Genomic DNA, 23,969 nt, shown 5'->3' with positions numbered 1-23,969 from the left:
TCAGTCCGCTCCGCATGCGGTCTGTCGCCGCCATGTTGCTGGCTCTCCTGCTGGCTCTCCTGCTGGTCCTGTTGCCGGCAGGCCTGGCCCCGGCCGCCGCCGCGGAGCCTCCTTCCCCCACGCCTTCGCCCACAGGGGAGGCGGGCGAACGGGAGGGGCCGCTCTTCGGCGCCGCACTGGAATGGGGCAAGGACAGCGCCGCGGGTTTCGCGGAGCGGTTGGGCGTGCTGCCGGCTATCTTCGGCCACGACATCACTTTCCCGCTGCAGGACTCCGAGAAGGTCCACATCCGTGAATTCTTCCGGCAGAGCGATGCGCAGGGAGCCCATGGCCTGCTGACGGTCAAGCCTTCACGGTCCCTGGACCAGGTGTCCGCAGAGGACGCGGCTGCCTTTGCCCGGACGGTGGAGCAGCTCAGCACCGGCTTCCAGGGCAGGCTGTACATCAGGTTCGCGCCGGACATGAACACCAGTTGGGTGTCCTGGGGCCAGCAGCCGGAGGCCTACCGGAAGGCGTTCCGGGCCGTGGCCGCAGCCTTCAAGTCCCGGGACGACGCCGGCACGGTCATGGTCTGGCAGCCCTTCCTGGGCCGCGACTACCCCTTCCAGCGGAACCGCAATGCACCCGGCCAGGGGTCCGACGGCTTCAGGCTGCTGGACACCAACGGCGACGGGCGCTGGGACGGCGCCGACGACCCCTATTCGCCGTACTACCCGGGCGACGACGCCGTGGAATGGTCCGGCCTTGGTGTGTACCACGACGATACCGGCGGGGCGTCGGCCGTCAACACCCTTCCGGCCGACGGCGAGCTCGCCGGCATGCTGACCGGAAGCGGCGGCCGCGGCGGCTACGGCGATTTCTACGCGGACTACGTGAAGGGCCGCGGCAAGCCGATGATGCTGCAGACGGCCGCCTTCTTCAGCTCCACCACCGGCGGCCCGGCAGAGCAGGACATCAAGCTGGCCTGGTGGAACCAGGTGCTCGCCGCAGCCTCCTCCGAACGGTTCGGGAACATCGGCGCCGTCGTGTGGGACGAACGGACCAGCACCCGGGACACCGGGGTAGCCGCCATTGACTGGCGCCTGACCGGCCAGCCCGGCATTGCCTCGGCGGCCGGGGCGCGGCTGGCGGAATCAGCGCTTGTGACCGGGCCGGTGACGGCAAGCGGCGGTTTGGCCGGCGACGATTCGGGCGGCGTGGGGAAGGTCCTCGGGGGAATCGGTGCGTGGACGACGGCCGGTGGCCTGGCCGCCGTCGTCTGCCTCCTTTGGCTGCTCCCGCGCTTCCTGCCCCGGGCGGCCGGCTGGGCCTATGGCGACCCCTCCTCCCGCGACTCCCGCGTGGACTTCCTGCGCGGCCTCGCCATTGTGTTCGTGGTGGTCAACCACGTCGGCATGACCTCGCTGTTCCAGCTGTTCACCCAGGAAGCGCTGGGCTTCGTCTCCGGCGCCGAGCTCTTTGTGCTCTTTTCCGGGCTGGTGCTGGGCATGGTCTTCGGTCCCCGGGTGAAGGACAGCTTCGGCGACGTGGTTGACCACACCACCAAGCGCGCCGGGAAGCTTTACGCCACGGCGCTGGTGGTGCTGCTCGCGGTGTTCGTGATTTCCCTCGTTCCCGCCATCAACGCGGACACCCTGACGTCCTTCGTGGACCAGGGCACAGGCGCTGCGGGGCGCGGCGGAGCGGGCCGCTCCTACGACCTGTACGCGGGAATGGATTCGCTGCTGCAGTTCCCGGTGGCGCCGGAGGTTATTCCCGGAATCCTGCTGCTGCAGTTCGGCCCCTGGCAGTTCAACGTCATGGGCCTGTATGTGATCCTGCTGCTGGCCAGCCCGCTGGTCCTCTGGGCCCTGTCGCGGGGCAAGTCGGTGTGGGTGCTGGCCGCCACCACGGCTTTGTACGCGGTGGGGACCACCTTCCGGATCCGGCTCCTGCCGTCCGAATTCGAGGACTCCTTCCCGCTGCTGGTGTGGCAGGTGCTGTTCATTGTGGGCATGGTGGCGGGCTACCACCGGCACCGGATCATCGCCTGGCTGGCCGCCCACCCGTGGGTGGTGGTGGCGTCCACCGTGCTGGCTGCGGGCCTCGCGTTCCTGGCCTGGGGCAACCCGTACCTGGCCAACAGCTTCGACGTCCGTGTGGCCATCCTGCCGGACACGGCGTACCGGGCCCTGTACGACGCCTACTTCGGCCGGACCTACCTCGGAGTGGGACGGCTGCTGAACGTCCTGGTGCTGGTGGTGGCAGCCTACGCGCTGCTGACGGCGTACTGGAAACCCGTCCACCGGGCCCTGGGCTGGTTCCTGATCCCGCTGGGCCGGGCCACGCTGTACGTCTTCATCATCCACGTGGCCCTGATCGCCGTCATCGCGAACATCCCGGCCCTGCAGGAGGGCCGGGTGCTGTTCAACACCGCCGCCTATGCGGTGATCCTGGCGCTGCTCTGGGTGATGGTCCGGACCCGGTTCCTGTTCCGCATCATCCCCACCTGACTACTGCCGGCGGGCGGCCAGGGCGTTGCGCAGGGCGTCGGCGGCGGACTGGCTGCTATTGATCCGCCAGTCCGTTTCCTTGTTGAAGTCGAACCAGGTCACGGCCGTGACATCCCCCTGGGCGGCCAGGTAGCCCACCAGGGACGACGTCCAATCGGCCTTCGACCCGCCCTGCTCCGCCGAGGACGTCTCGCCGATCAGGATCTGCTTGCCCGGAGCCAAGGTCCGGAGCTGGCCGAGGCCGTCCCCGAACAGCTGGGACGGCGAAACCCAGGTGCTCCAGGACGCCGATGTGCCCCAGTTGTAGCCGTCGAGCGCCACCGCGTCCACATAGGAAGCGCCCGGGTAGAGGGCGTTCAGCGCTGTGGAACCCCAGTACGGAACGTTCGGATTCCACACCCAGGTGACGTTGGAGGCGCCGGTGGAGGCGACGACGTCGTGCACGTGGCGCCACGCGGCAACGTAGTCGCCGGGGCCGTTCCCGTTGAGCTGTTCGGACCACGGGTACCAGTTGCCGTTCATCTCGTGGCCGAAGCGCAGCATCACCGGATGGCCCCAGCTCGCCAGTGCCTGCCCCCACTGCCGCAGGTAGGGATCGAAGTCGCCTGCGGTGATGCGGTCCAGCGAGTAGGCGGGCTGGGACGTGCCTGCGCCCCAGGTCCACGGCTCCCAGGTCAGCAGGACGGTGGCTCCGCGGCTCCGGGCGGCCTCAAGTTCGGCGAGCGGCGGCGCCTGGTTGAAGTCCTTGTAGGACAGGATGATCGACGGTGCCTCGCCGGCCAGTGCGGCCACCTCGTCGAGCTCGGCCGAGGCGAGCGGCCCGCCGGGCGTGCCCACCCCGAACCGCAGGAGCGACGTGCTGGGCAGCGGTGATGAGGGAGCAGGCGCGGTTGACGTGGAGGCGGACCCGCCGGCCGGGTCGGTTGCGTCCCGAGCCGGATCGGCGGCGGAGGGGGAGCTGTACGTCAGGGTGAACGGGGCCGACGCACTCATCTTGCCGGAGACGGCGGTTACGGTAAGCACCGGATCGGCACTGTCCGGGATGACAACGGCAGCCGTGAAGTAGCCGGATGCGCTGGCCGTGAAGGGTACGGTGTTGGCTCCGGCGCTGAGGGTTCCGGAGCTCTTCTTGGGGAACCCCGTCCCGGTCACGGTGACGGTGGTGCCGGCGGGCCCGGAGCCGGCGTCGAGTCTGATGGCGGCGCTGGCGGCCTGCGCCGGGGCGAGGCCGGCCGCCATGACGCTGGCAGGCAGGGCAACGCACAGGGCGGCCATGACGGTGGCAAGTAACTTGGGCAGTCTCATAGCCGCCCAAGGTACCGTCAACTTCTCGGCGGAAGCGCTGCAAAAGCGCGGCATCAGCCAAGGATTCGCCCAAACCGGAGCGCCGGATCAGCGCCGGTCAGGAACCGATGGGGCTCCGCGACAGGATCCAGGTGTTCGTCCCGTCCTGCCGGGTGAACGTCACGGTGGTGACCAGCGCGCGGATCAGCGCCAGCCCGCGTCCGGACTCGGCGTCCTCGCCGGGCATGGCGGGGTCGCCGTCGTCGATGGCCGGGCTGGCGGCGCCGAACGCGCTGACTTTCGCCTGCAGGCTGGACTGCCGGATGCAGATGTCCACGCCGAGCTCCACCGGGTCCGCTGACTCCGGCTTCGCGTGCTGGACCACGTTGGCGGCGGCCTCGATCACGGCGGTGGCGAACGTCATCCGGTCCATGTCGGGAACGAACGGCGCGTCCCCCCACAGGTCGTCCAGCTGGCCGTGCACGGCATCGACGGCCTCGGGTGCCGCCACGCTCCGGAAGTTGCGGCGGGCCAGGACCTCAGTCATTGCCGAACGCCTCCTCAGCGGTGGCATAGGAGGTCAGTACGCGGTCCATGCTGGTCAGCTCCAGGACCATCTTCACCTGCGGCTGGACGGCGGCGATGCGGAGGTCGCCGCCTGCCTGCCGGGCCGCCTTCAGGCAGCCGATGAGGGCCCCGAGTCCTGAGGAATCCATGAAGGCGGTGTCCTCGAGGTTCACCACGATCCGGCTGGACCCCGAGGCGACTACATCCGCCACGAACTCCCTGAGCTTGGGCGCGGACACCATGTTCAGGCGGCCGGCGGCTTTGATTTCGGCGTATGAGTCCTTGACCTCGTAACTAAGATCCATCCCTCTTCCTCTCTTCGATCAAACCCTCTGCCGGAAGGTCCTCCGGCCCGGAAACCTCTGCTTTAAAACCCTCTGGTTCAAACCCCTCTGGCTCAAAACCCTTGTACAGCACGGCGCGCACCAGGATGCTCATGACCACGAGGTCGAACACCACCCAGGCGACGTTGACCAGCGTACCGACCGGTTCGGACATCCCCGCGGCAAGCCGCGCGATGCCCACCACCGAGGAGACGGCCAGCAGCACGGACACCACGATCTGGGGCCGGATCAGGCTCCAGCTGGGGCCGCCCGTCTGGCGGTCCTTGGGGGTGACGGCGAACCCAAGGGGACGGCCGAACCAGACGTTGCGGGCCGCCGTCGTACATGCCTTGATCCAGGTGGGGAACAGCGCCAGGCTGTACTGCTGCCCGCGCCAGGTGGGGATGCCGCGGCCGGCGATGGCAAACAGCAGCTGGTTGACCACCATGAACGGAATGAACCGGATGAAGAAGTCGGTGCTGAGGCTGGTGACCGGCAGGATCCCGAGCAGCAGGTAAATGATGGGCGCGGCGAAATAGATCACCGCGGCGAATCCGCTCAGGTACGTCCACATGGTGGCGAAGTACATCAGGCGCTGGCCCAGCTTGAGCCCGCGCTGCACCAGCGGGTTTTCCCGCAGCATCACCTGGATGGTGCCCTGCGCCCAGCGCAGCCGCTGCGTCAGCATGGTGGCGAGGTCCTCCGGCGCCAGGCCGTAGGCGAGGACCTCGTGGTGGTAGACGCTCTCCCAGCCCATCGCGTGGATGCGCATGGCGGTGGCCATGTCCTCCGTGACGGATATGGTGGCCAGCGGCATGACGGGCTGGGCTTCGCCGGTGCGTTCCACGGACAGGGCGTCCAGCACGGCCTGCACCGATTCGATGGCGCCGAGCGGGGACCAGTCGCGGGCGGACATGCGCTGCACGGCGTCGTCGGCCACCACGGGAACGCCGGAATCGCCCACGTGCGCCAGTTCCATGGCGGCGATTTCCTCGAGGTCCGCCTGCAGCGCGGACACATCGGCCTGGACCAGGGCGTGGACTGCCTGGTCCACCTTCCGGCGGACACGGTAGGTGATCTCGCTCAGTGACCGGCCGTCGTCGAGCTGGCGCCGGGCCTCCGTCGTGGCGGCCTCCACCTCGTCGAGCACCTGCGCCACAAGCAGGTTGTCCGAATCGGCCGACTTCCGGGCCTTTTGGATGGCCGACTGGGATGCCGCCAGGGCGCGGCGGATGCTCTTTTCCGTCTCCTTGACGTATCCCACCAGGCCCAGCTGCATGAGTGCCTCGCGGCGGAGGATGGCGTTGGAGCCGCAGAAGAACGCGGCGTTCCAGCCGTCCTTGCCCTGCTGGATGGGGCCGTAGAACAGCGGCGCCTGGCTGCCCAGGGGATCGCTGGCGGGGACGTTGCTGAAGTACTGGGGCGTCTGCACCAGCGCAACCTTGGGGTTGGTGAAGTAGCCCAGCGTCCTGTCGAGGATGTCCGGCTCGGGGATCTGGTCGGCGTCGAGGATCAGCAGGAACTCGCCCCCGGTGACCATCAGGGCGTTGTTGAGGTTGCCCGCCTTCGCATGGCGGGGCATGTTCTTCCAGTCCTCGCTGCGCGTGACGTACCCCAGCCCGTGCTCTTCGGCGAGACGGCGCATCTCGGGGCGGGCACCGTCGTCGAGGATCCAGGTGCTGTGCGGGTGCCGGATGCGCTTGGCGGCGAGGGCCGTGGTCATCACCAGGTCCAGCGGCTCGTTGTAGGTGGTGATGAAGACGTCCACGGTGGCGTCGTCAGGAACCGGGGGCGCGCCCTTGCGGATTTTCAGGCGCCACACGGTCATCCCGAACAGCATGACGTCGATCAGGCTGTAGGTCTCGGCAGCCACGAGCGGGACGGCGATCCACCAGGCCTCCCAGTTCAGCGAGGCCAGCCAGCGCCAGGCGATGTAGTTGACGCCCAGGAGCACCGTCAGGACCACGACCAGTCGGGTCCAGAAGCGTGTCACCGTGTGGCCGTTCCGGCCGGCTCGTCTGTCCCGGCTGTCCCGGCCAGGCGCCGCACCATGACCGCGGTGACGTCGTCCTCCGCGGTGTCGGCGGGGGCCAGTTCCAGCAGGGCGGCGCAGGCCGCCGCTGCGGTGGGCTGCCCGTGCGTCGAGCGGCGGACGGCATCGGTGAACTCCTCGACGGAGCCGAACACGTCCAGGATGCCGTCGCTGACGACGACGAGCGAGTCGCCGGGGGACAGGTCCAGGTCCGCTTCGGTCCAGCCGGCATCACCCCAGGCGCCCACCGGCGGCCCGGCGGACGGAAGCCGCTGCGCACCGCCGTCGGCCTGCAGGTGAAGCGCCAGGCCGTGGCCGGCGTCGACATAACTGACTTTCCCGGAACCGGCGTCCAGCCGGGCATGGAAGAGCGTGACGAAGGACCCCGAGATGTCCAGGTCCGACGCGATCGATCGGCTGGCCAGGCTGAACGCGTTGCCGAGGTCCGGCTCGTGGCGGACCGAGCGCATCACCGCCCGGGCGGTCGCGGCGATCAGGGCGGCGCCCATGCCCTTGCCCATGGCGTCGGCGAACGTCAGGTGGAGCCCATCGGGCGTCTGGTACCAGTCGTAGAAGTCGCCGCCCACGCTGCGGGTGGGGCGGAACACGCCTGCCACCTCGTAGCCGTCCAGCTCGATGGCCTCCCGGGGGAGCAGGCTTTGCTGCACCTCGGCGGCGCGCCGGAGATCGTTTTGGGCGGCCTCGTCGGCGGCGGGGGTCCGGGAACGGCGGAACAGCGCGTTGATCCGGGACTGGAATTCCCGCGGGCTGAAGGGCTTGTTGATGTAGTCATCCGCGCCGTTGTCCAGGCCGCTGAGCTTGTCCAGCTCGTCCACCCTGGCAGTGAGCATGATGATGAACGCGTCCGAGAACTCCCGCAGCCGCTTGCAGACCTCCAGCCCGTCCAGGTCCGGCAGGTTCAGGTCCAGCGTGACCAGGTCTGCCTTGGTGTTCCGCACGGCCTCGATGCCCGGGAAACCCGCGCCGGCCTCGGTGACGTCGAAGCCCTGCTTTGTCAGCACCCGGACCAGCAGGCCACGGATGTCCGGATCATCCTCGATCACGACGGCGCGGCGCGGCTCAGGGGTAGCAGGCATGCCTCTATTAACTACTGTCTTTACAGACTTGTCACGCCGAAGTCGCCCCGTGTCCAACCGCTTTGGCCTGCGTGAACGCCCCTGTCAACGCCTCCTCACCTTTGGTCGGGTCCGGTCCTACCCTTCCTCACCTTTGGTCGGGTCGGGTCCGACCCTTCCTCACCTTTGGTCGGGTCGGGTCCGACCCTTCCTCACCTTTGGTCGGGTCGGGTCCGACCCTTCCGCAGCCGGTGCGGAAGGGTTTGCCGTTTTCCTGCAGGAGGTGAGGAAGGGTTTGCCGTTTTCCTGCAGGAGGTGAGGAAGGGTCTGGGGGTGTCACGGGGCGGCGCGGGATGGGGAGGCGGCCGTCGATGGCCCAAGAATTGTCAAACCTCGAAGTAGTAGCCTGTCCAAGCCGTGGCTATCCGCTGCGGCACCGTTCCGGCCGGAAGATAATCGGATATGCAGATCCTGGTGGTTGAAGACGACGAATCGGTTGCAGCCGGCGTGCTGGAGGGCCTGACAAGGGCAGGATTCCAGGCGCGGCACGTCGCCGACGGGGCCGGGGCGCTCGCCGAGGTCCGCAGCTCCAGCCCCGATTTCGTGCTGCTGGACCTGGGGCTGCCGGACATGGACGGCACGGATGTCTGCCGGTCCATCCGTTCGCTGACCATGACACCGATCATCGTTGTCAGCGCCCGCGACGAGGAGATCGACCGGGTGCTCGCCCTGGAGCTTGGCGCGGACGATTACCTGGTGAAGCCGTTCGGAATGCGGGAACTCATCGCACGGATCCGGGCCGTGGCCCGCCGCACGGCCGACCCGCAGTCCGAGACCGCTCCGCCGGCCGACGGCACCCGCACCATCGGCACCCTGAGCATCGACCAGCGCTCGCGCAGGGTCGTGGTGGACGGGACCGAAATCCACCTCACGGCCAAGGAGTTCGAGCTCCTGTACTACCTCGCCGAGGACCCGGGCGCCGTCTGCCAGCGCAGCGACATTCTGCGCGCGGTGTGGGACGGCACCTGGTACGGAACCACCAAGACCCTGGACGCGCACGTGGCCGCGATCCGGAAAAAGCTCGGCGACCCCCGCTGGATCGAGGCGGTGCGCGGCGTAGGGTTCAGGCTGGACGTGCCCGGATGAGGTGGCGGCTGATTTCCGTGTTCATGGCCATCACGCTCCTGGTGGTGCTGGTGCAGGACATTCCGCTGGGCAGCTACCTCGTGCGGGTGGAACGGGACCGGCTGGCCACCTCCTTGGAACGCGATGCCTTCCTGCTCAGCGGGCGGGCACACCATCTCCTCGAATCGGGCGGTCCGGCTACCGGGGCGGTGGCCGTTGCGGTCCGCGACTATGGCCGCGCCAGCGGCGCCCGCGTCGTTATTGTGAACCGTGCCGGTACTGCGGTGGTAACGTCCGACGACGACCAGTCGGCTACCGGGTCCTCTTACCTTTCGCGGCCCGAAATTTCCGCCGCGCTCGCCGGCCAGATCACCTCCGGCCAGCGGCATTCGGACACGCTCGGATTCGACCTGGTGTACGTCACCGTCCCCGTCCTCAGCGGCGAGAACATCACGGGAGCCGTGCGCCTGACCTATCCGGCGTCGGTGGTGGATGACCGCGTGTCCGGCCAGCTGAGGGTCATGTGGGCGGTAGCTGGCATCACGGTGCTGCTCGCCGGACTGCTGGCCTACCTGATGGCAGGAGCCGTGACCAGGCGGATCAAGCGGCTGCAGAAGGCCACGGAGCTGCTGGCGGAAGGGAACCTCGCCACCCGCACCGAGGAGGAGCAGGGGCCGCCGGAACTGCGCACCCTGGCCCGGTCCTTCAACCAGATGGCTGACCGGCTGGAGCACGTGCTGCAGCAGCAGCGGGGATTCGCCAGCGACGCCTCCCACCAGCTGCGGACGCCGCTGACGGGGCTGCGGCTGCGGCTGGAAAACGCCGTGGACGCCGTGGGCAACGATCCCGACGGCGCGCGCATCATGGTGGCGGACTCGCTGGAGGAGACGTACCGGCTGCAGCGGATCATCGACGGCCTGCTCCTCCTGAGCCGGGCGGACAGCCGCCACGTTGACCGTGAAGAAGTGGATCTCAGCGAGATCGCCCGGAGCCGCGTGGAGCAGTGGGAGGCGCTGGCCGAGGAAAGCGGGGTGCGGACGGTGCTGGACGCCGTTCCGGACGCCAGGGTCATGGCCATGCCCGGGGCGGCGGAGCAGATCATCGACAACCTCATCGACAATGCCCTGGCCGTGGCGCCGCCGGACTCGGAGATCCGGCTGGTGGTCCGGCCGGACGGTGCCTCCAACGCCGGCGCTTCTAACGCTGGTGCCTCGCACGGCTATGAGCTGCACGTGCTCGACGACGGGCCAGGGCTTTCCGAGGAGGACCGGCTTAAGGCTTTCAACCGGTTCTGGCGGGGGCAGTCGACGTCGGAGGGCAGCGGCCTGGGACTGGCCATCGTCCAGCAGCTTGCCGAGGCCAGCGGTGCGGCAGCTTCCCTGGAGGCCCGGCCCGGTGTCCGGGGCCTGGACGCCCGCGTCACATTCAAGGCTGCTTCGCACTCGTAGCTGGCTGCCCGGGCCAGTCCCCGCGGGGGGAAACGCCCTGCGGCGCCGGTGAGCCGGCCCACGGCGGGCTTCATCTATTCACTGATATATGGGAAGGTACTTACTGATATATGTGAGGCCTGCCATACTGGTTTGACGCGCTATGCGCTTGCAGTTGTGTAATGCGCAATTACCCTAAGGTGCGAAAGACGAAACTGAAGATCGGCACACCCGCCCTGGTCGACGTCGGCAACGTCACGGAGCGGAGTGTCCGGACTGCGGGACAGGGATTTCGAACCATGGCAAGTCAGTTAGATTTGGCTGAGGTGCCGCAGCCAAAGAGCCCCGTGCTCAGGAAGGAACGTGAACTCATGGTTCATAAAGTGAAGGCAGTTGTTGTCCGGGAGAAGGACGCTCCGGTATCGGTGGAGACGATCCTGGTGCCGGATCCGGGTCCGGGCGAGGCCCTGGTGGACATCCTGACGTGCGGTGTCTGTCATACGGACCTGCACTACAAGCTGGGCGGCATCGGGAATGACTTCCCGTACCTGCTGGGCCATGAGGCCACGGGTGTGGTGTCCGCTGTTGGCGAGGGCGTCACCGAGGTCGCCCCCGGCGACCGGGTGATCCTGAACTGGCGCGCGGTGTGCGGACAGTGCCGGGCGTGCGCGAAGGGCCAGCCGCAGTACTGCTTCAACACCGCCAACGCCACCCAGAAGATGACCCTGGAGGATGGCACCGAGCTGTCCCCCGCTCTGGGCATCGGAGCGTTCGCGGAGAAGACCCTGGTGGCTGCGGGCCAGTGCACCAAGGTCGACGAGGACGCCGACCCGGCCGCCGTCGGCCTGCTGGGCTGCGGTGTGATGGCCGGCATCGGTGCCGCGATCAACACCGGTGAGGTCAAGCGCGGCGAGTCCGTGGCCGTGATCGGCTGCGGCGGCGTGGGCATCGCCGCGATCGCAGGCGCCAAGCTGGCGGGGGCGACGACGATCATCGCCGTCGACATTGACGACAACAAGATCGAGATGGCCAAGTCCCTCGGTGCGACGCACGGGGTGAACTCCCGCGCCGGTGATCCGGTCGAGGCGATCCGGGCACTGACCGGCGGCAACGGCGCCGACGTCGTGATCGAGGCCGTCGGGCGTCCCGAGACGTACAAGCAGGCGTTCTACGCCCGCGACCTGGCCGGCCGTGTAGTCCTGGTGGGTGTCCCGACGCCGGAGATGCAGCTGGAGCTCCCGCTGCTGGATGTGTTTGGCCGGGGCGGATCGCTGAAGTCCTCCTGGTACGGCGACTGCCTGCCGTCGCGGGACTTCCCGATGCTCGTGTCCCACTACAAACAGGGCAACCTGGACCTGGACGCGTTCGTGTCCGAGCGGATCACCATCGACCAGATCGAGGAGGCGTTCGACAAGATGCACGAAGGCAAGGTCCTGCGCTCCGTCGTCGAAATCCAGGCCGCCAGCGAAACCCGGTCCGCCGCAACCCAGGGAGCGTCTGTATGAGCGTCACCATCGAAAACCTCGTCACCTCCGGCACGTTCTCGCTCGACGGCGGGACCTGGGATGTGGACAACAACGTCTGGATCGTCGGCAATGATGAAGAATGCGTGATCATCGATTCCCCGCATGACGCCAAGGCGATCATCAACCAGGTGCGGGGCCGGAAGGTCCTGGCGATCCTGCTCACGCACGCGCATAACGACCACATCGGCGCCGCCCGTGAGGTGGCGGACGCCGTCGGTGCCGAGATCCACCTGAACCCGGAGGACCAGGTCCTGTGGGAGCAGGTCTACCCCGGCACCACCCCGGACCGGCAGATCACGGACGGGGACGTGTTCCCAGTGGGCGGCGCCACGCTGAAGGCGATCCACACCCCGGGCCACTCCCCGGGCTCCACCTGCTTCCACCTGGAGAGCGAGGGGACCGTCTTCACCGGGGACACGCTGTTCAACGGCGGACCCGGCGCGACCGGACGCTCATACAGCGACTACCCGACCATCCTGACCTCCATCCGCGAACGGCTGCTGACCCTGCCGGCGGAGACGGTGGTCCGGACCGGCCACGGTGACAACACCACCATCGCCGCCGAGCGCGAGACCCTCGCCAAGGTGGCGCAGTAAGAACAAACACGATCCACACGCAAGGCGCACCGGGAATGCCCGGCGCGCCTTGCGTGGCGGTCAGACAGGCATGAAAGCAGCCGTTAGGAAGTTGGAACAATGAAGTTCGGGAAGCAGCCCGCCCCCGTCGCGGACATCAATGAGGACGAGCTTGAAGTCCACAAGCCGAAGACCGAAGCCGCCGGCGTCAAAGCCGTGATGGTGGCGCTGGAACGTGCCGTGGCGCAGGCCGGCGTGACCCGGACGGCGCAGTCGCTGCTTCGTCTGAACCAGCGCGGCGGCTTCGACTGCCCCGGCTGCGCCTGGCCGGAGTCGGACAAGAAGCGCAAGGCCGCCGAGTTCTGCGAGAACGGCGCCAAGGCCGTGGCCGAGGAGAACACCCTCCGGACCGTGGGCGCGGAATTCTGGGCGAAGCACTCCATCGCCGAGCTGTCCCGGAAGACCGAGTACTGGCTGGGCAACCAGGGCCGGCTCAGTGAGCCTATGGTCATCCGGGAAGGGGAGACGCACTACTCGCCGATCTCCTGGGCGGACGCCTTCGAGCTGATCGGCGAGCACATCCGGGCCAGCACGCCGGACCGCTGCGTCTTCTACACCTCGGGCCGCACGGCCAACGAGACGGCGTTCATGTACCAGCTGTTCGCCCGCTCCCTGGGCACCAACAACCTGCCGGACTGCTCCAACATGTGCCACGAGTCCTCCGGCTCGGCGCTGAACCCGACCATCGGCATCGGCAAGGGCACGGTATCGCTGGATGACATCCACGATGCGGAGCTGATCTTCGTCGTCGGGCAGAACCCCGGCACCAACCACCCCCGCATGCTGTCCGCACTCAAGGAGTGCAAGGACAAGGGCGGCAAGGTGGTGGCCGTGAACCCGCTGCCCGAGGCCGGCCTGTTCAACTTCCGTGACCCGCAGACGCTCTCCGGCGTGGTGGGCGGCGGCACGCCGCTGGCCGACGAATACCTGCAGATCAAGGTGGGCGGCGACCTCGCGCTGTTCCAGGCGCTGGGCCACCTGCTCCTGAAAGCCGAAGAGCAAAACCCGGGGACCGTCGTCGACCGTTCCTTCATTGACGCGCAGACCGACGGCTTCGAGGCATACGTCGAAGCCCGCCAGGAACTGGACTGGGATGAGACGGAGCGGGCCACCGGCCTGACCCGGGAGCAGATCGAGACCGTGGCCGGCATGCTGGTGAAGTCCAAGGCCAGCATCTTCTGCTGGGCGCTGGGCGTTACCCAGCAGCCGCACTCGGTGGACACCATCAAGGAAATGGTCAACGTCCTGCTGCTGCAGGGCAACTTCGGCAAGCCCGGCGCCGGTGCCTGCCCGGTGCGCGGACACTCCAACGTCCAGGGCGACAGGACCATGGGCATCTGGGAGAAGCCGAAGGAATGGCTGCTCGAAGCCCTGGACCAGGAGTTCGGCATCCAGTCGCCGCGGCACCACGGGCATGACGCCGTGGAGTCCATGGAGGCGTTCGAGCGCGATGAGGTGGACGTGTTCGTGTCCATGGGCGGAAACTTCTCGCTGGCGTGCTCGGACACGGAGACGCTGGAGGCCGGGATGCAGCGGATCGGCCTCACCGTCCACATTTCCACCAAGCCCAACCGGTCCCACATTGTGCACGGCCGCACCTCGCTGATCCTGCCCACGCTGGGGCGGACCGACAAGGACGACAAGCACCCCAAGGGCGCCCAGTTCCTGTCCGTGGAGGACTCCATGTCCGTGGTCCACTCCACCCAGGGCAGGCTGCAGCCGGTGTCCGACCACCTGCTCGCCGAGCCGGTGATCGTGGCGCGGATGGCCGAGGCCACGTTCGGGCCGGACCATTCGGTGGACTGGAAGGCCATGGCCGAGGACTACGACGTGGTCCGGGACCACATCGCCCGCGTCCTGCCGGGGTTTGAGGACTTCAATGCCAGGGTCCGGACCAGGAACGGTTTTGTGCTGCCCAACCCGCCGCGCGACACCCGTTCGTTTGCGACGGACATCGGCCGGGGCCGGTTCACGGTCAGCCCGCTGGAGTACCTGACGCCGCCGGCCGGCCACCTCGTGCTGCAGACCATCCGCAGCCACGACCAATACAACACCACGTTCTACGGCCTGGACGACCGGTACCGCGGCATCTCCGACGGCCGCCGCGTGATCCTGGTGCACCCGGAGGACCTGGCCGAGCAGGGCTTCAAGGACCGCGACCTCGTGGACGTGGTGAGCACGTTCCAGGGGACGGACCGGCGCGCCGACAAGTTCCGGCTGGTGGCCTACCCGACGGCGAAGGGCTGCGCGGCCGCGTACTTCCCCGAGGCCAACGCCCTGGTCCACAAGGAAAACGTGGCCCGGGTGTCCAACACCCCGGGGTTCAAGGCGATGTTCGTGCGGTTTGAGCCGCACGCGGGTGGGGTTGCGACGGCGGAGGCTGGCGCCGCTGCCGATCTTGAGGCCGCTACTCGCTAGCTGCTTTTTGCACACGAACGGCCCCGCTTCCTTTTGGGAAGCGGGGCCGTTCGGCTTTCCTGGCTGGGGCTTAAGTCGTGCATGTGTCAGGTTGAGTTCTAAGACCTGCCCGACGACGTGTCAGAGAAGGGTGATCTGGACCCTATTCTGACGGGATTAGGCCTCTTTCCTGACGTCAGGTTGGGGTGTGCCCCAACTGCGCAAGCTCCCGGCCGTCAGCCAGCCTCGGGAACTTCCCAAGTTTGTCTCGTTACTCAACGCGGCTTTCGATCTCGGCAAACAATGGCCATCCATTGACTGTTCAAAATGACCATCCACCCGATCCGCGCCGACAGCCGGTTTACGGTGAGTTTCCGTGGCAATGGCATCCGGTGCGCCGATCGCCGAGCCGCAGACCCGAATCCAGCGAGCATGGGACAGAGCCCTGGCGCCTTGGTCCTACGGCGGGAGGCTAGCTCGCCGAGGCCGGCGGCGCCGTGCTCTCTCTCAGAACGATGGAAGGTTCGACTGTGTCGAGTTCCAGCGGTGCCGTCCCATCGAGGAGCGCCAGCAGCTGCGCTGTGCCATGGCGACCGAGTTCGGCGAAGTCCTGGCGAACTGTGGTGAGAGAGGGAATGAACATCGTGGCCAGTGGGTGGTCATCAAAACCTACAACGCTGATGTCCTCCGGAACCCGCCGCTTGGCGTCGTGGATTCCGCGGATGACGCCCATCGCTGTTTCGTCGTTACCACAGAAGACCGCTGTCACGGCGGGGTCTGCGGCGAGGCGGACGCCGATTTCTCTCGCGTTCGAGACGTCCCAGGACGAATCTTCAATGGGGGGAACCGGTGCGCCATTGCGGTTGAGGGCATGTCGCCAACCGATTGTCCGCAGGTCTTCTTTGCCCGAGGCCGGGATTCTCACATGGTGGACTGTGCGGTGTCCCAGGTTCAGGAGGTGTTCCGTCAATGCCACCGCTGCGCGTGTCTCGTCGAGAACGGCATGTGGGACCCCGGGTTTGGGGTTGCCGGATAGTGCGACCGCAGGTAAAGAGCGTTCCAGTGCCCGCAGAGCAGCCACGCCTGGCGGGTCGAATTCAAGGACGACGACGCCGGCCACGCTCTGGCGGAGTACGGCATCTGCGGCCGCCGCTGCCTCGGTGTCCTGGGCGCCGTCGACAACGACGATGATCACTGAGTAGCCGGCTGCCCGCGCAGATTCTTGGACGCCGCGGACGGCCTCCGCATACCCGTACCTGGAGGTGTTGCTGGTGACGATGGCGATGGTGGTGGAGCGTCGTGAGGCGAGGACCTGCGCCGCCGCGCTGGGGCGGTATGCCAGTGCCTTCATGGCTTCGGCGACCCTTTGCTTCCGTTCCTCGCTGACTCTAGCGGCTCCGGTCAGGACTCTCGAGACAGTGGGCACGGACACACCCGCAAGCCGCGCCACGTCGGCGATGGTGGCGTGTCTGTCGGGAGGGGCTATATGGGTCATGATTCCTTCATCTTATGGCCGCTCGGCCTATGCCGAGCGGTGAACGTCATTTGACGGCGCCGCTGGTGATTCCGGCAATGATCTTGCGCTGCATGACCATGAAGGTGACGAGGAGAGGCAGGCTCATCAGAATGATGTAGGCAAAGATGAGATGCCAGTTCTGCAGGTGCAACCCGCTGCTGGCGACCTGGTAGAGGTTCAGCGGAAGCATGTCCAGGCGACCACCGACGACGAACAAAGCATAGAAGACGTCGTTCCACACGTACAGACAGATCAGGATCGTTGCAGTGGCGAGGGTCGGGCCAAGCAGCGGCAGGATGATTCGGAGAAAGACCTTCAGCGGTCCTGCCCCATCAACGCGTGCTGCCTCTTCGAGCTCGACCGGGATGGTACGAACAAACCCTGTAACGAAAAAGATCACGGTGGACAGGTACATCCCCATGTAGACCCCGATCATTCCTGCAGACGTTCCGGCCAGCCCTAGCTGCCGCAGCAGCAGAACGATAGTGACGACCGCAGGCGGCAGGACAATGCCGCTGATGGCCAGTGCATAGATGAAGGCGGTCACTTTACCCCTGCGTCGTCCGAGAACCCACGCAGCCATGGATCCGAGGACCAGGACGCCGGCCACGGAAATCACCATGATGAACAGGCTGCCAAGCAAGCCCGGGACCATCCTGCCTTGCTGGATCACGTCCGAGAAATTCTGGAAGAGCTGCCATTGGCTTGGCGGCGTGAGGTTTGGATCGAGTGCCTCGCCTTGGGCTTTGCCGGCCGTGGCAATGACCAGCCAGAAAGGAATCCCAAGAAGGAGAGCGACAAGGGCTACGGCGACGGTCGGCTGTATGAGGCTGCGGGTTTTCATGAGAGCACTTCTTCTCGCTTGCGGAGGACCTTGATGACAGGGAAGGCCAGGATGGCGACCATGACGAAGAGTACAAGGCTCATCGTCGTGGCCTGGGCGAAGAGACCCTGGCCGAAGGTGCGGAAGACGAAGATGTTGAGCAGCTCCGTGCTGCCACCCGGTCCGCCTCCCGTGGTGGCCTGAACGATGTCGAATCCGTTCATTGATCCGAGGAGCGAGGTGGCGACGTTGAAGGTGACCGCTGGCGCCAGCAGCGGGAACCTGATGGTTCGGAATGTCGTCCACCAGTTGGCACCATCGATTCGGGCAGCTTCGACGACGTCGTGCGGGATTGTCTTGAGCCCTGCCAGGTAAATAAGCATGGACAGTCCCATCCATTTCCAGGCATGGATGAGGGCCACGACGACGATCGTCCAGGTGGTGTCCCCGAGCCATGCGATGTCGATGTGCTGTCCAGTCACGGCGCTGAGGATGGCGTTCAATGCGCCATTCTGGGACAGCAGCGCACGGAAAATATAGCCAACGGCCAGGGCGGACATGATGACAGGTACGAAGAAAGCGACGCGCGCTGCCCGGTTGATCCGGGTATCTGCCTCGAGAATCAGTGCGAGGATGAGTCCAAACAGGTTCTGGAACACCGCGACAAGTACGGCGTAGATGAGCGTCGTGCGCAGGTCAGCCAGGAGGCTGCCGTTCTGCAGCAGCGCGGTGAAGTTGTCGATGCCTGCAAAGTTGATGCTGACTTTGAAGCTGGACCAGTCAGTGAAGGCGTAGACGAAGTTAAAGATGGTTGGAATGAAGAAGAAGACAACCAGCACCGCCAGGGCAGGGACCAGAAACCACGCGGGGTGGTCTTGCCTGCGGGCGGTCCGGTTTCGACGGGCGCGGCCCGGCGCTGCGGTGCTGGAGCGCGGGGGTGATAGCTGTGCGGTCATGAGAAATTCCTAGGTGTAGATTGTGGCCGGGGCTCCGGGCTTGCCTTGCCCGGAGCCCCGGCCTTCGTCTCAGAAGCCTGCGGCGCCCTGAGCCTTGGCAAGGCCAGCAAATTGCTGCTGAGTGGCCTCTGTTACTTGCTGCGGCGTCTTCGTCCCCTGGATCATGTCTCCGAGGTTGATGTAGAGGTCGGGATTTGCGATGGCTGAGGCCTGCATCGAGCCCACTGCGGTCGGGACTGCTGCAACAGCTGCAGTCAGGGCATCCGGCACGCTTGAGGGTGTGTCCACACCCTTTTCAATCGACACGGCGCCCTGTGCCTTGACGAAGCCGGAGTATCCGTCGCCGAGCCAGTAGGCAAGGAACTGCCGGGCCGCTGCTTCTCGGTTGGAATCGCCGGTCTTGAATGCCACGAGGGCATTTCCTTGGTCCGGGATGACGGTGGCTACGTTTCCGGTCGGGGAGATCGGGAAGAATCCGATCTTCTTGTTCAGCGTTGCGGTATCCGCGCGCTGCTGGAGCTGCTCAGCAAATCCATTGATCTGGACAACCATGGCGGCGTCGCCCGCCAGCAGGGCCTTTCCTTGGTCCTCAAAGGTTGCAGTCTTGATGTTGCTGTTGAACAGGCCGTCCTTGATGAGGTTGTTGTAGTTGTTGACTGCAGTCTGGATCGTGGAGTCGGTGAATTTTTCCTTGCCGGTGTTCACCCGGTCCCAGAGGCCGGCTTTTGCGGCGTCCGCCAGCTGTACCTGAACCCACCACTGCGTCGCCCAAGAGCTGCCGCCCCCGGCGAAATCGAAGAACGGTGTGGTGCCCTTGTCCTTGATCTGGCGCGCAGCGGCGATGAACTCTTCCCAGTTCTTCGGAGTCTTGGTGATTCCGGCCTTGGCGAAGACATCCTTGTTGTAGTAGACGCCTTGGACTGCTGGGGCGCTGAACAACGCCGCGTACCGGGTTCCGTTGACCTGCCCCGTGATGTCCGCGAGATTGTCCTTGTAGTTGGAGAGCCACGGCGCGTTGGTGAGGGGCTGGAGATTCTGTGCCGCGTTCAGGGCCGTGAGCTGGGAGGACGTCGGCTGCCAGAACGCGAGGTCCGGCTTGTCGCCCGTGGCAACTTTCGTCTGCACCCCTTGCTCGTAAGGGTCCGGGATCGTGACAACGTTAACCTTTGCTCCTGTTGCCTTTTCAAAGCCGGCGATCACGGAATCCGCCGTCTTGGTCGAGCTTGCGGCTGCCCAGACAGTGAGTGTGGTGCCGTCCAGTTTCGTCGACTGGGCCGGCCATGTGACCTCGCCGGTGCTTTCTGCTGGAGCACCAGGGTTGCTGCACCCGGTCAGCAGACCAGCCACAGCGGCGACGACGACGGCGCCTTTCCATGTGAGTTTCATGTTGATTGTTCCTTTGGTGTGGGACAGATCGGAAATATTGGGTTGGTTCACACGCTCGGCGCCGAGAGTGTGAGGTTGAGCGTACGGGCCGACGGGGCGGTGACAGTTGACCGTACGATCAGGGTGCCTGTTTCGGCATTCCACCGTGTATCCCATGCCGGGAGCGCGCGGGGGAAGACTGTGTCGATACTGAGGTCCTTACCTTTGAGGGTGGGAAATTCAAGGGCGATCTCGCCCGTGTCATCGCCGCGGTCCCAGAGGGACAGCACGATTTGTTCGGGCCCGTGAAGTGCAGAGGCGATCCAGCGGTCGCCCCAGCCGGGCAGGCCGGCGGGCCATGACGGCGTCGATTCAATAAGGAAGGGCCTGAGCGACTTAGCGGCCTGCACTGCCTCATGGACGAGGTCCATTTGAGTGGCGCTCATCCGGTTGAGGTGCCCGGAAAGGTAGAAGCGGCCAGCCAGGCCGGTGACCAGCGTGAAGGCGCTCTGCTCTGGGGTCATCTCCGGCTGCGGATAGGCCCAGTTCGCGGCCACCTCTGGAAGCATCGACAGCGGAGACGAAGCTGCAATTGGTGGGTACGCTAGCGGGTCCTGCTGGTCTGAGGTGGACTGCAGGTGCATCCTGGACAGAAGGTCCCCGGCTGAACGCATGCCACCTGAGGCACAGTTCTCAAGGATGAGTCCGGGATGACGCTCCAGCAGGCCGTCGAGCCAAGTGATGTGGGCCCTGTTGTGTCCAAGGAGGCCTGCACCTACGCTCGTCGCGTCACGGTCGGTGCCTGGTCCGCCGTCGATGTTGTAGTCGAATTTGAAGTATTCGATCCCAAAGTCTGCCACGAGCCTGTCGACGGTCTCATCGAGATGCTTGCGTGCCGCGGGGTGACGCAGGTCCAGATGGAACCTCCCCTGTTCCTCCACCCGGGAACCCCCGCGCTGGAAGAAGGCGTCCTCCGGCAGCGTCAGTGCCGCCAGGCTGTTCACTCCGATGACTTCAGGTTCGAGCCAGAGCCCGGGAGCCATGCCGCGGGAGCGTATTGCTTCGATAATCTCGCCCAGCCCGCTGGGGAAGCGAGTCGTTGAGGGCGTCCACGCCCCAACTGTGTCCCACCAGTCATTCGAATTGGAATACCATCCGGCGTCGATGCAGAACACCTCAGCCCCCGCCGCGGCGGCTGCTTCTACGAGCGGGAGGACCTTGGCTGTCGAGGGGTCGCCGTTAAGCGTGTTCATATAGTCGTTGAAGACGATGGCAGGGCATGAGTTGTCCGGATGCGAGCGGCGATTGCTTCGACGCCAGGAGGTCAGGGCCGCCGCGGCATCTTGGAGGTCGGATCCGATGCAAAGTACTGCGGGGACGGTCGTAAACGACTCTCCGGGGGCGAGTACTTCCATCCACTGGTGGTCACGATCGGTGGGACCGGACAATGCGACGTAGCAGTCTCCGACGTGCTCGCCGATTTCCCAGCGCCATGGTCCGTTGTGGGGGATTTCCCAAAGCCACGCCAATCCTCGCTGTGCGGACACGAGGCCGGCCACGGGAAGGGCTGCCCCGGTTGACCACGTTCCATCGGCGGTCCGTCCTACTCCGGAACGTGGGGTGTTGTTACGGCCGGTGAGACCATGACGGACGTCCGGGAGGACGTCCCGGAGCGGGGTCTCGGTCCACCGTCCTTCTCCGAGCCACTCGCTGCCGCCTTCAATGAGAATCCAACCCTGCGCCGGGTCGGTGACTTCATTGCCAGTAGATGCTGTTCCGAGCCCGGATACCAAGCTGGTCACAGCCGTCAATGACAGGTTCCGATCCGAACCGTTGGTCACCGTCACGGATGACCGGATTGCGCCGTTGCCTCCGCAAAGGGTCAGTTCGGCCAGAACTCCTTCGGGATTGCCCAAACGGAAGCGGATTGAGTCATCCTGCACGTCTACGTCGTGAGAGAGATAACGCATGGCGGAGCCGATGGATGTCTGGACGAGCCTTCCACTGGCCAGTGTATGACCGCGGCCAACTGCCAAAACCTCGACTAGCGGCAATGGCGCCTGGAAGGTCGCGCTGACGCTTCCACATGTGACCGCGGACAGGTGCAGTGGAGCATCCTGTGCGTGGCCGAAGGTGAGGCTCAGCCCTGGCACGGACCATTCGATTCGCTGCGGGTCCGCCGTTACGGCAGACGCAGATTCTGTTGTCGCATGCTCGCTCGGCGATGTGATAGCGGTTTCAGGCACGGGGATTACTCTTTCGCGGGTGCAGCTAACTTGAAGTAGCTGAAAATATCTGGAGTGGCCTAAACCACATCTGAAAGCGCTATCATTCTTACAAGGAACGAACCGTTTGACAAGAGGCAGCCGATGAACAGCGCTAACAACGGTTTGGCCCGACAGCCAGAAACTATTGGAGGATTCATGGACGTCACAGCAGACGGCAGCGAAAACTATGTCATCGGGGTGGATTACGGCACCCTGTCCGGCCGGGCCGTGGTTGTGCGGGTCCGGGACGGTAAGGAACTCGGCAGTGGCGTGTTCGACTACCCGCATGCGGTGGTCACGGAAGCGCTCCCGGCGGATGTGGGGGGCGACGGCGTCACCCGGCTTCCCGGGGAATGGGCGCTGCAGGTGCCGGGCGACTACCGCGACGTGCTCCGGCATGCTGTTCCCGCCGCGATCGCTGACGCCGGGATCGACCCCGCCGCCGTCGTCGGAATTGCCACGGATTTCACCGCCTGCACCATGGTGCCCGTCAAGGCTGACGGCACGCCGCTGAACGAGGTGCCGGGCTTCGCGAACCGCCCGCACGCGTATGTGAAGCTGTGGCGCCACCACGCCGCGCAGGGCCAGGCCGACCGCATCAACGCACTCGCCGCTGAGCTGGGCGAATCCTGGCTGCCCCGGTACGGCGGGCTGATCTCCTCCGAGTGGGAGTTTGCCAAGGGGCTGCAGCTGCTGGAGGAGGACCCCGAGGCCTACGCCGAAATGGACCACTGGGTGGAGGCCGCCGACTGGATCGTCTGGCAGCTCTGCGGCAACTACGTCCGCAACGCCTGCACCGCCGGGTACAAGGGCATCTACCAGGACGGGCACTACCCGTCCGATGACTTCCTCGCCGCCCTGAACCCGCAGTTCAAAGACTTCGTCAGCGCCAAGCTGGACCACACCATCGGCCGCCTCGGCGACGCCGCCGGGTACCTGACCGCCGAGGCCGCCGCCTGGACCGGGCTGCCGGAGGGCATCGCTGTCGCCGTGGGCAACGTGGACGCGCACGTCACCGCGCCGGCCGCCAAGGCGGTGGAACCCGGCCAGCTGGTGGCCATCATGGGCACCTCCACCTGCCACGTCATGAACGGCGCCGAGCTCCGTGAAGTACCGGGCATGTGCGGCGTGGTGGACGGCGGCATCGTGGACGGGCTCTGGGGCTACGAGGCCGGCCAGTCAGGGGTGGGCGACATTTTCGGCTGGTTCACCAAGTACGGCGTCCCGCCGGAATACCACCGGGCCGCCGCCGAGGCGGGGCAGGGCATCCATGAATACCTCACGGACCTGGCATCCGGGCAGGCGATCGGTGCGCACGGCCTGATCGCGCTCGACTGGCATTCGGGCAACCGCTCCGTGCTGGTGGACCACGAGCTCTCCGGCGTCGTGGTCGGCCAGACCCTGGCCACCCGGCCGGAAGACATCTACCGGGCGCTGCTCGAGGCCACGGCGTTCGGCACCCGCACCATCGTCGAGGCGTTCCGGGACTCCGGCGTCCCGGTGAAGGAGTTCATCGTGGCCGGCGGCCTGCTGAAGAACAAACTCCTCATGCAGATCTACTCGGACGTGACCGGCCTCCAGCTCTCCACCATCGGCTCCACCCAGGGACCGGCCCTCGGCTCGGCCATCCACGCCGCCGTCGCCGCCGGGAAATACGGGGACATCAGGGCAGCGGCGGCGGCGATGGGCGCGGCTCCCGGCGCGGTCTACACCCCCATCCCGGAAAACGTCGCAGCCTACGACGAACTGTTCCGCGAATACCAAACCCTGCACGACTACTTCGGCCGCGGAACCAACGAAGTTATGCACCGGCTCAAGGCCATCCAACGCAACGCCGCCCAGTCCCTGACAGCGGCCCCACTCAACGCCGAATCCCTGACCGCCGAGGAGGTCTCCGCATGAGCGCACTGCTGGAAACCATCGCCCGCGTCCGCCGCGAAGTCTGCGACCTGCACGCCGAGCTGACCCGGTACGACCTGGTGGTCTGGACCGCCGGAAACGTCTCCGGCCGCATCCCCGGCTACGACCTCATGGTCATCAAGCCCTCCGGCGTCTCCTACGATGATCTGACCCCGGAAAACATGGTGGTCACGGACCTCTACGGCACCCCCGTCAGCGGCACCTCCACCGGCGGGGACGGAACGATTGTTGAGTGGGG

At 66.2% G+C, this 23,969-nt stretch carries 18 protein-coding genes; 8 read left to right on the top strand and 10 right to left on the bottom strand.

The window, feature by feature from the left end:
* The first annotated feature begins 14 nt into the window (after positions 1 to 14).
* A complete protein-coding gene (gene opgC, locus ACFRAH_RS19260) occupies positions 15 to 2,492 on the top strand; it encodes an OpgC domain-containing protein (RefSeq protein ID WP_377992566.1) in 2,478 nt (825 codons plus the stop codon).
* Here opgC and ACFRAH_RS19255 read toward each other — a convergent pair whose 3' ends face one another.
* The 5 genes from ACFRAH_RS19255 to ACFRAH_RS19235 form a co-directional block, all read right to left on the bottom strand.
* A complete protein-coding gene (locus ACFRAH_RS19255; protein ID WP_377992512.1) occupies positions 2,493 to 3,797 on the bottom strand; it encodes a glycoside hydrolase family 26 protein in 1,305 nt (434 codons plus the stop codon).
* A gap of 97 nt (positions 3,798 to 3,894) precedes the next feature.
* A complete protein-coding gene (locus ACFRAH_RS19250; protein ID WP_377992511.1) occupies positions 3,895 to 4,323 on the bottom strand; it encodes an ATP-binding protein in 429 nt (142 codons plus the stop codon).
* Positions 4,316 to 4,648: an STAS domain-containing protein gene (locus ACFRAH_RS19245; RefSeq protein ID WP_377992510.1), complete on the bottom strand. Its 333-nt coding sequence runs from the start codon at positions 4,646 to 4,648 to the stop codon at positions 4,316 to 4,318. The genes ACFRAH_RS19250 and ACFRAH_RS19245 overlap by 8 nt, the downstream gene beginning before the upstream one ends.
* Positions 4,638 to 6,659 (bottom strand): glycosyltransferase family 2 protein, encoded by a 2,022-nt coding sequence (locus ACFRAH_RS19240; protein ID WP_377992509.1) that lies wholly within the window; start codon positions 6,657 to 6,659, stop codon positions 4,638 to 4,640. Before ACFRAH_RS19240 ends, ACFRAH_RS19245 begins: the two co-directional genes overlap by 11 nt.
* The gene (locus ACFRAH_RS19235; protein ID WP_377992508.1) at positions 6,656 to 7,795 is read right to left on the bottom strand and encodes a PP2C family protein-serine/threonine phosphatase; all 1,140 of its coding nucleotides are present in this window, start codon (positions 7,793 to 7,795) and stop codon (positions 6,656 to 6,658) included. Before ACFRAH_RS19235 ends, ACFRAH_RS19240 begins: the two co-directional genes overlap by 4 nt.
* Positions 7,796 to 8,236: 441 nt before the next feature.
* Here ACFRAH_RS19235 and ACFRAH_RS19230 point away from each other — a divergent pair, with 441 nt between their 5' ends.
* The 5 genes from ACFRAH_RS19230 (at position 8,237) to ACFRAH_RS19210 (ending at position 14,905) form a co-directional block, all read left to right on the top strand.
* Positions 8,237 to 8,920 (top strand): response regulator transcription factor, encoded by a 684-nt coding sequence (locus ACFRAH_RS19230; protein ID WP_377992507.1) that lies wholly within the window; start codon positions 8,237 to 8,239, stop codon positions 8,918 to 8,920.
* Positions 8,917 to 10,347 carry an ATP-binding protein gene (locus tag ACFRAH_RS19225; RefSeq protein WP_377992506.1) on the top strand — a complete coding sequence of 477 codons (1,431 nt, stop codon included), beginning with the start codon at positions 8,917 to 8,919 and terminating at the stop codon, positions 10,345 to 10,347. Before ACFRAH_RS19230 ends, ACFRAH_RS19225 begins: the two co-directional genes overlap by 4 nt.
* A gap of 350 nt (positions 10,348 to 10,697) precedes the next feature.
* Entirely contained in the window at positions 10,698 to 11,831 is a 1,134-nt protein-coding gene (locus ACFRAH_RS19220) for an S-(hydroxymethyl)mycothiol dehydrogenase (protein WP_377992505.1), read from the top strand.
* The gene (locus ACFRAH_RS19215; protein WP_377992504.1) at positions 11,828 to 12,448 is read left to right on the top strand and encodes an MBL fold metallo-hydrolase; all 621 of its coding nucleotides are present in this window, start codon (positions 11,828 to 11,830) and stop codon (positions 12,446 to 12,448) included. Before ACFRAH_RS19220 ends, ACFRAH_RS19215 begins: the two co-directional genes overlap by 4 nt.
* Before the next feature lie 99 nt (positions 12,449 to 12,547).
* Positions 12,548 to 14,905: an FdhF/YdeP family oxidoreductase gene (locus ACFRAH_RS19210; RefSeq protein ID WP_377992503.1), complete on the top strand. Its 2,358-nt coding sequence runs from the start codon at positions 12,548 to 12,550 to the stop codon at positions 14,903 to 14,905.
* A gap of 451 nt (positions 14,906 to 15,356) precedes the next feature.
* Here ACFRAH_RS19210 and ACFRAH_RS19205 read toward each other — a convergent pair whose 3' ends face one another.
* The 5 genes from ACFRAH_RS19205 to ACFRAH_RS19185 form a co-directional block, all read right to left on the bottom strand.
* Complete coding sequence (locus ACFRAH_RS19205; protein WP_377992502.1) at positions 15,357 to 16,379, bottom strand: LacI family DNA-binding transcriptional regulator; 1,023 nt, start codon at positions 16,377 to 16,379, stop codon at positions 15,357 to 15,359.
* Positions 16,380 to 16,425: 46 nt separating this feature from the next.
* On the bottom strand, positions 16,426 to 17,244 hold the full coding sequence (locus tag ACFRAH_RS19200) for a carbohydrate ABC transporter permease (protein ID WP_377992501.1): 819 nt from the start codon (positions 17,242 to 17,244) through the stop codon (positions 16,426 to 16,428).
* Positions 17,241 to 18,179 carry a carbohydrate ABC transporter permease gene (locus ACFRAH_RS19195; RefSeq protein ID WP_377992500.1) on the bottom strand — a complete coding sequence of 313 codons (939 nt, stop codon included), beginning with the start codon at positions 18,177 to 18,179 and terminating at the stop codon, positions 17,241 to 17,243. The genes ACFRAH_RS19200 and ACFRAH_RS19195 overlap by 4 nt, the downstream gene beginning before the upstream one ends.
* Before the next feature lie 69 nt (positions 18,180 to 18,248).
* The gene (locus ACFRAH_RS19190; RefSeq protein ID WP_377992499.1) at positions 18,249 to 19,565 is read right to left on the bottom strand and encodes an ABC transporter substrate-binding protein; all 1,317 of its coding nucleotides are present in this window, start codon (positions 19,563 to 19,565) and stop codon (positions 18,249 to 18,251) included.
* Between the two features lie 47 nt (positions 19,566 to 19,612).
* On the bottom strand, positions 19,613 to 20,959 hold the full coding sequence (locus ACFRAH_RS19185) for a glycoside hydrolase family 36 protein (RefSeq protein ID WP_377992565.1): 1,347 nt from the start codon (positions 20,957 to 20,959) through the stop codon (positions 19,613 to 19,615).
* A gap of 1,008 nt (positions 20,960 to 21,967) precedes the next feature.
* Between ACFRAH_RS19185 and araB the strand changes: the two genes are divergently transcribed.
* Both araB and ACFRAH_RS19175 read left to right on the top strand, forming a co-directional pair.
* A complete protein-coding gene (araB, locus tag ACFRAH_RS19180) occupies positions 21,968 to 23,713 on the top strand; it encodes a ribulokinase (RefSeq protein ID WP_377992498.1) in 1,746 nt (581 codons plus the stop codon).
* Positions 23,710 to 23,969: class II aldolase/adducin family protein (locus ACFRAH_RS19175; protein ID WP_377992497.1), on the top strand; the 260-nt coding region annotated here is incomplete at its 3' end. The genes araB and ACFRAH_RS19175, both read left to right, overlap by 4 nt.

Origin of the sequence: Arthrobacter sp. NPDC056727 (genome assembly GCF_042790555.1) — a bacterium.
In the GTDB taxonomy this organism is placed as follows: domain Bacteria; phylum Actinomycetota; class Actinomycetes; order Actinomycetales; family Micrococcaceae; genus Arthrobacter.
The sequence above is the reverse complement of the archived record's forward strand: the minus strand, read 5'-3'. Positions and strand labels throughout refer to the sequence as shown.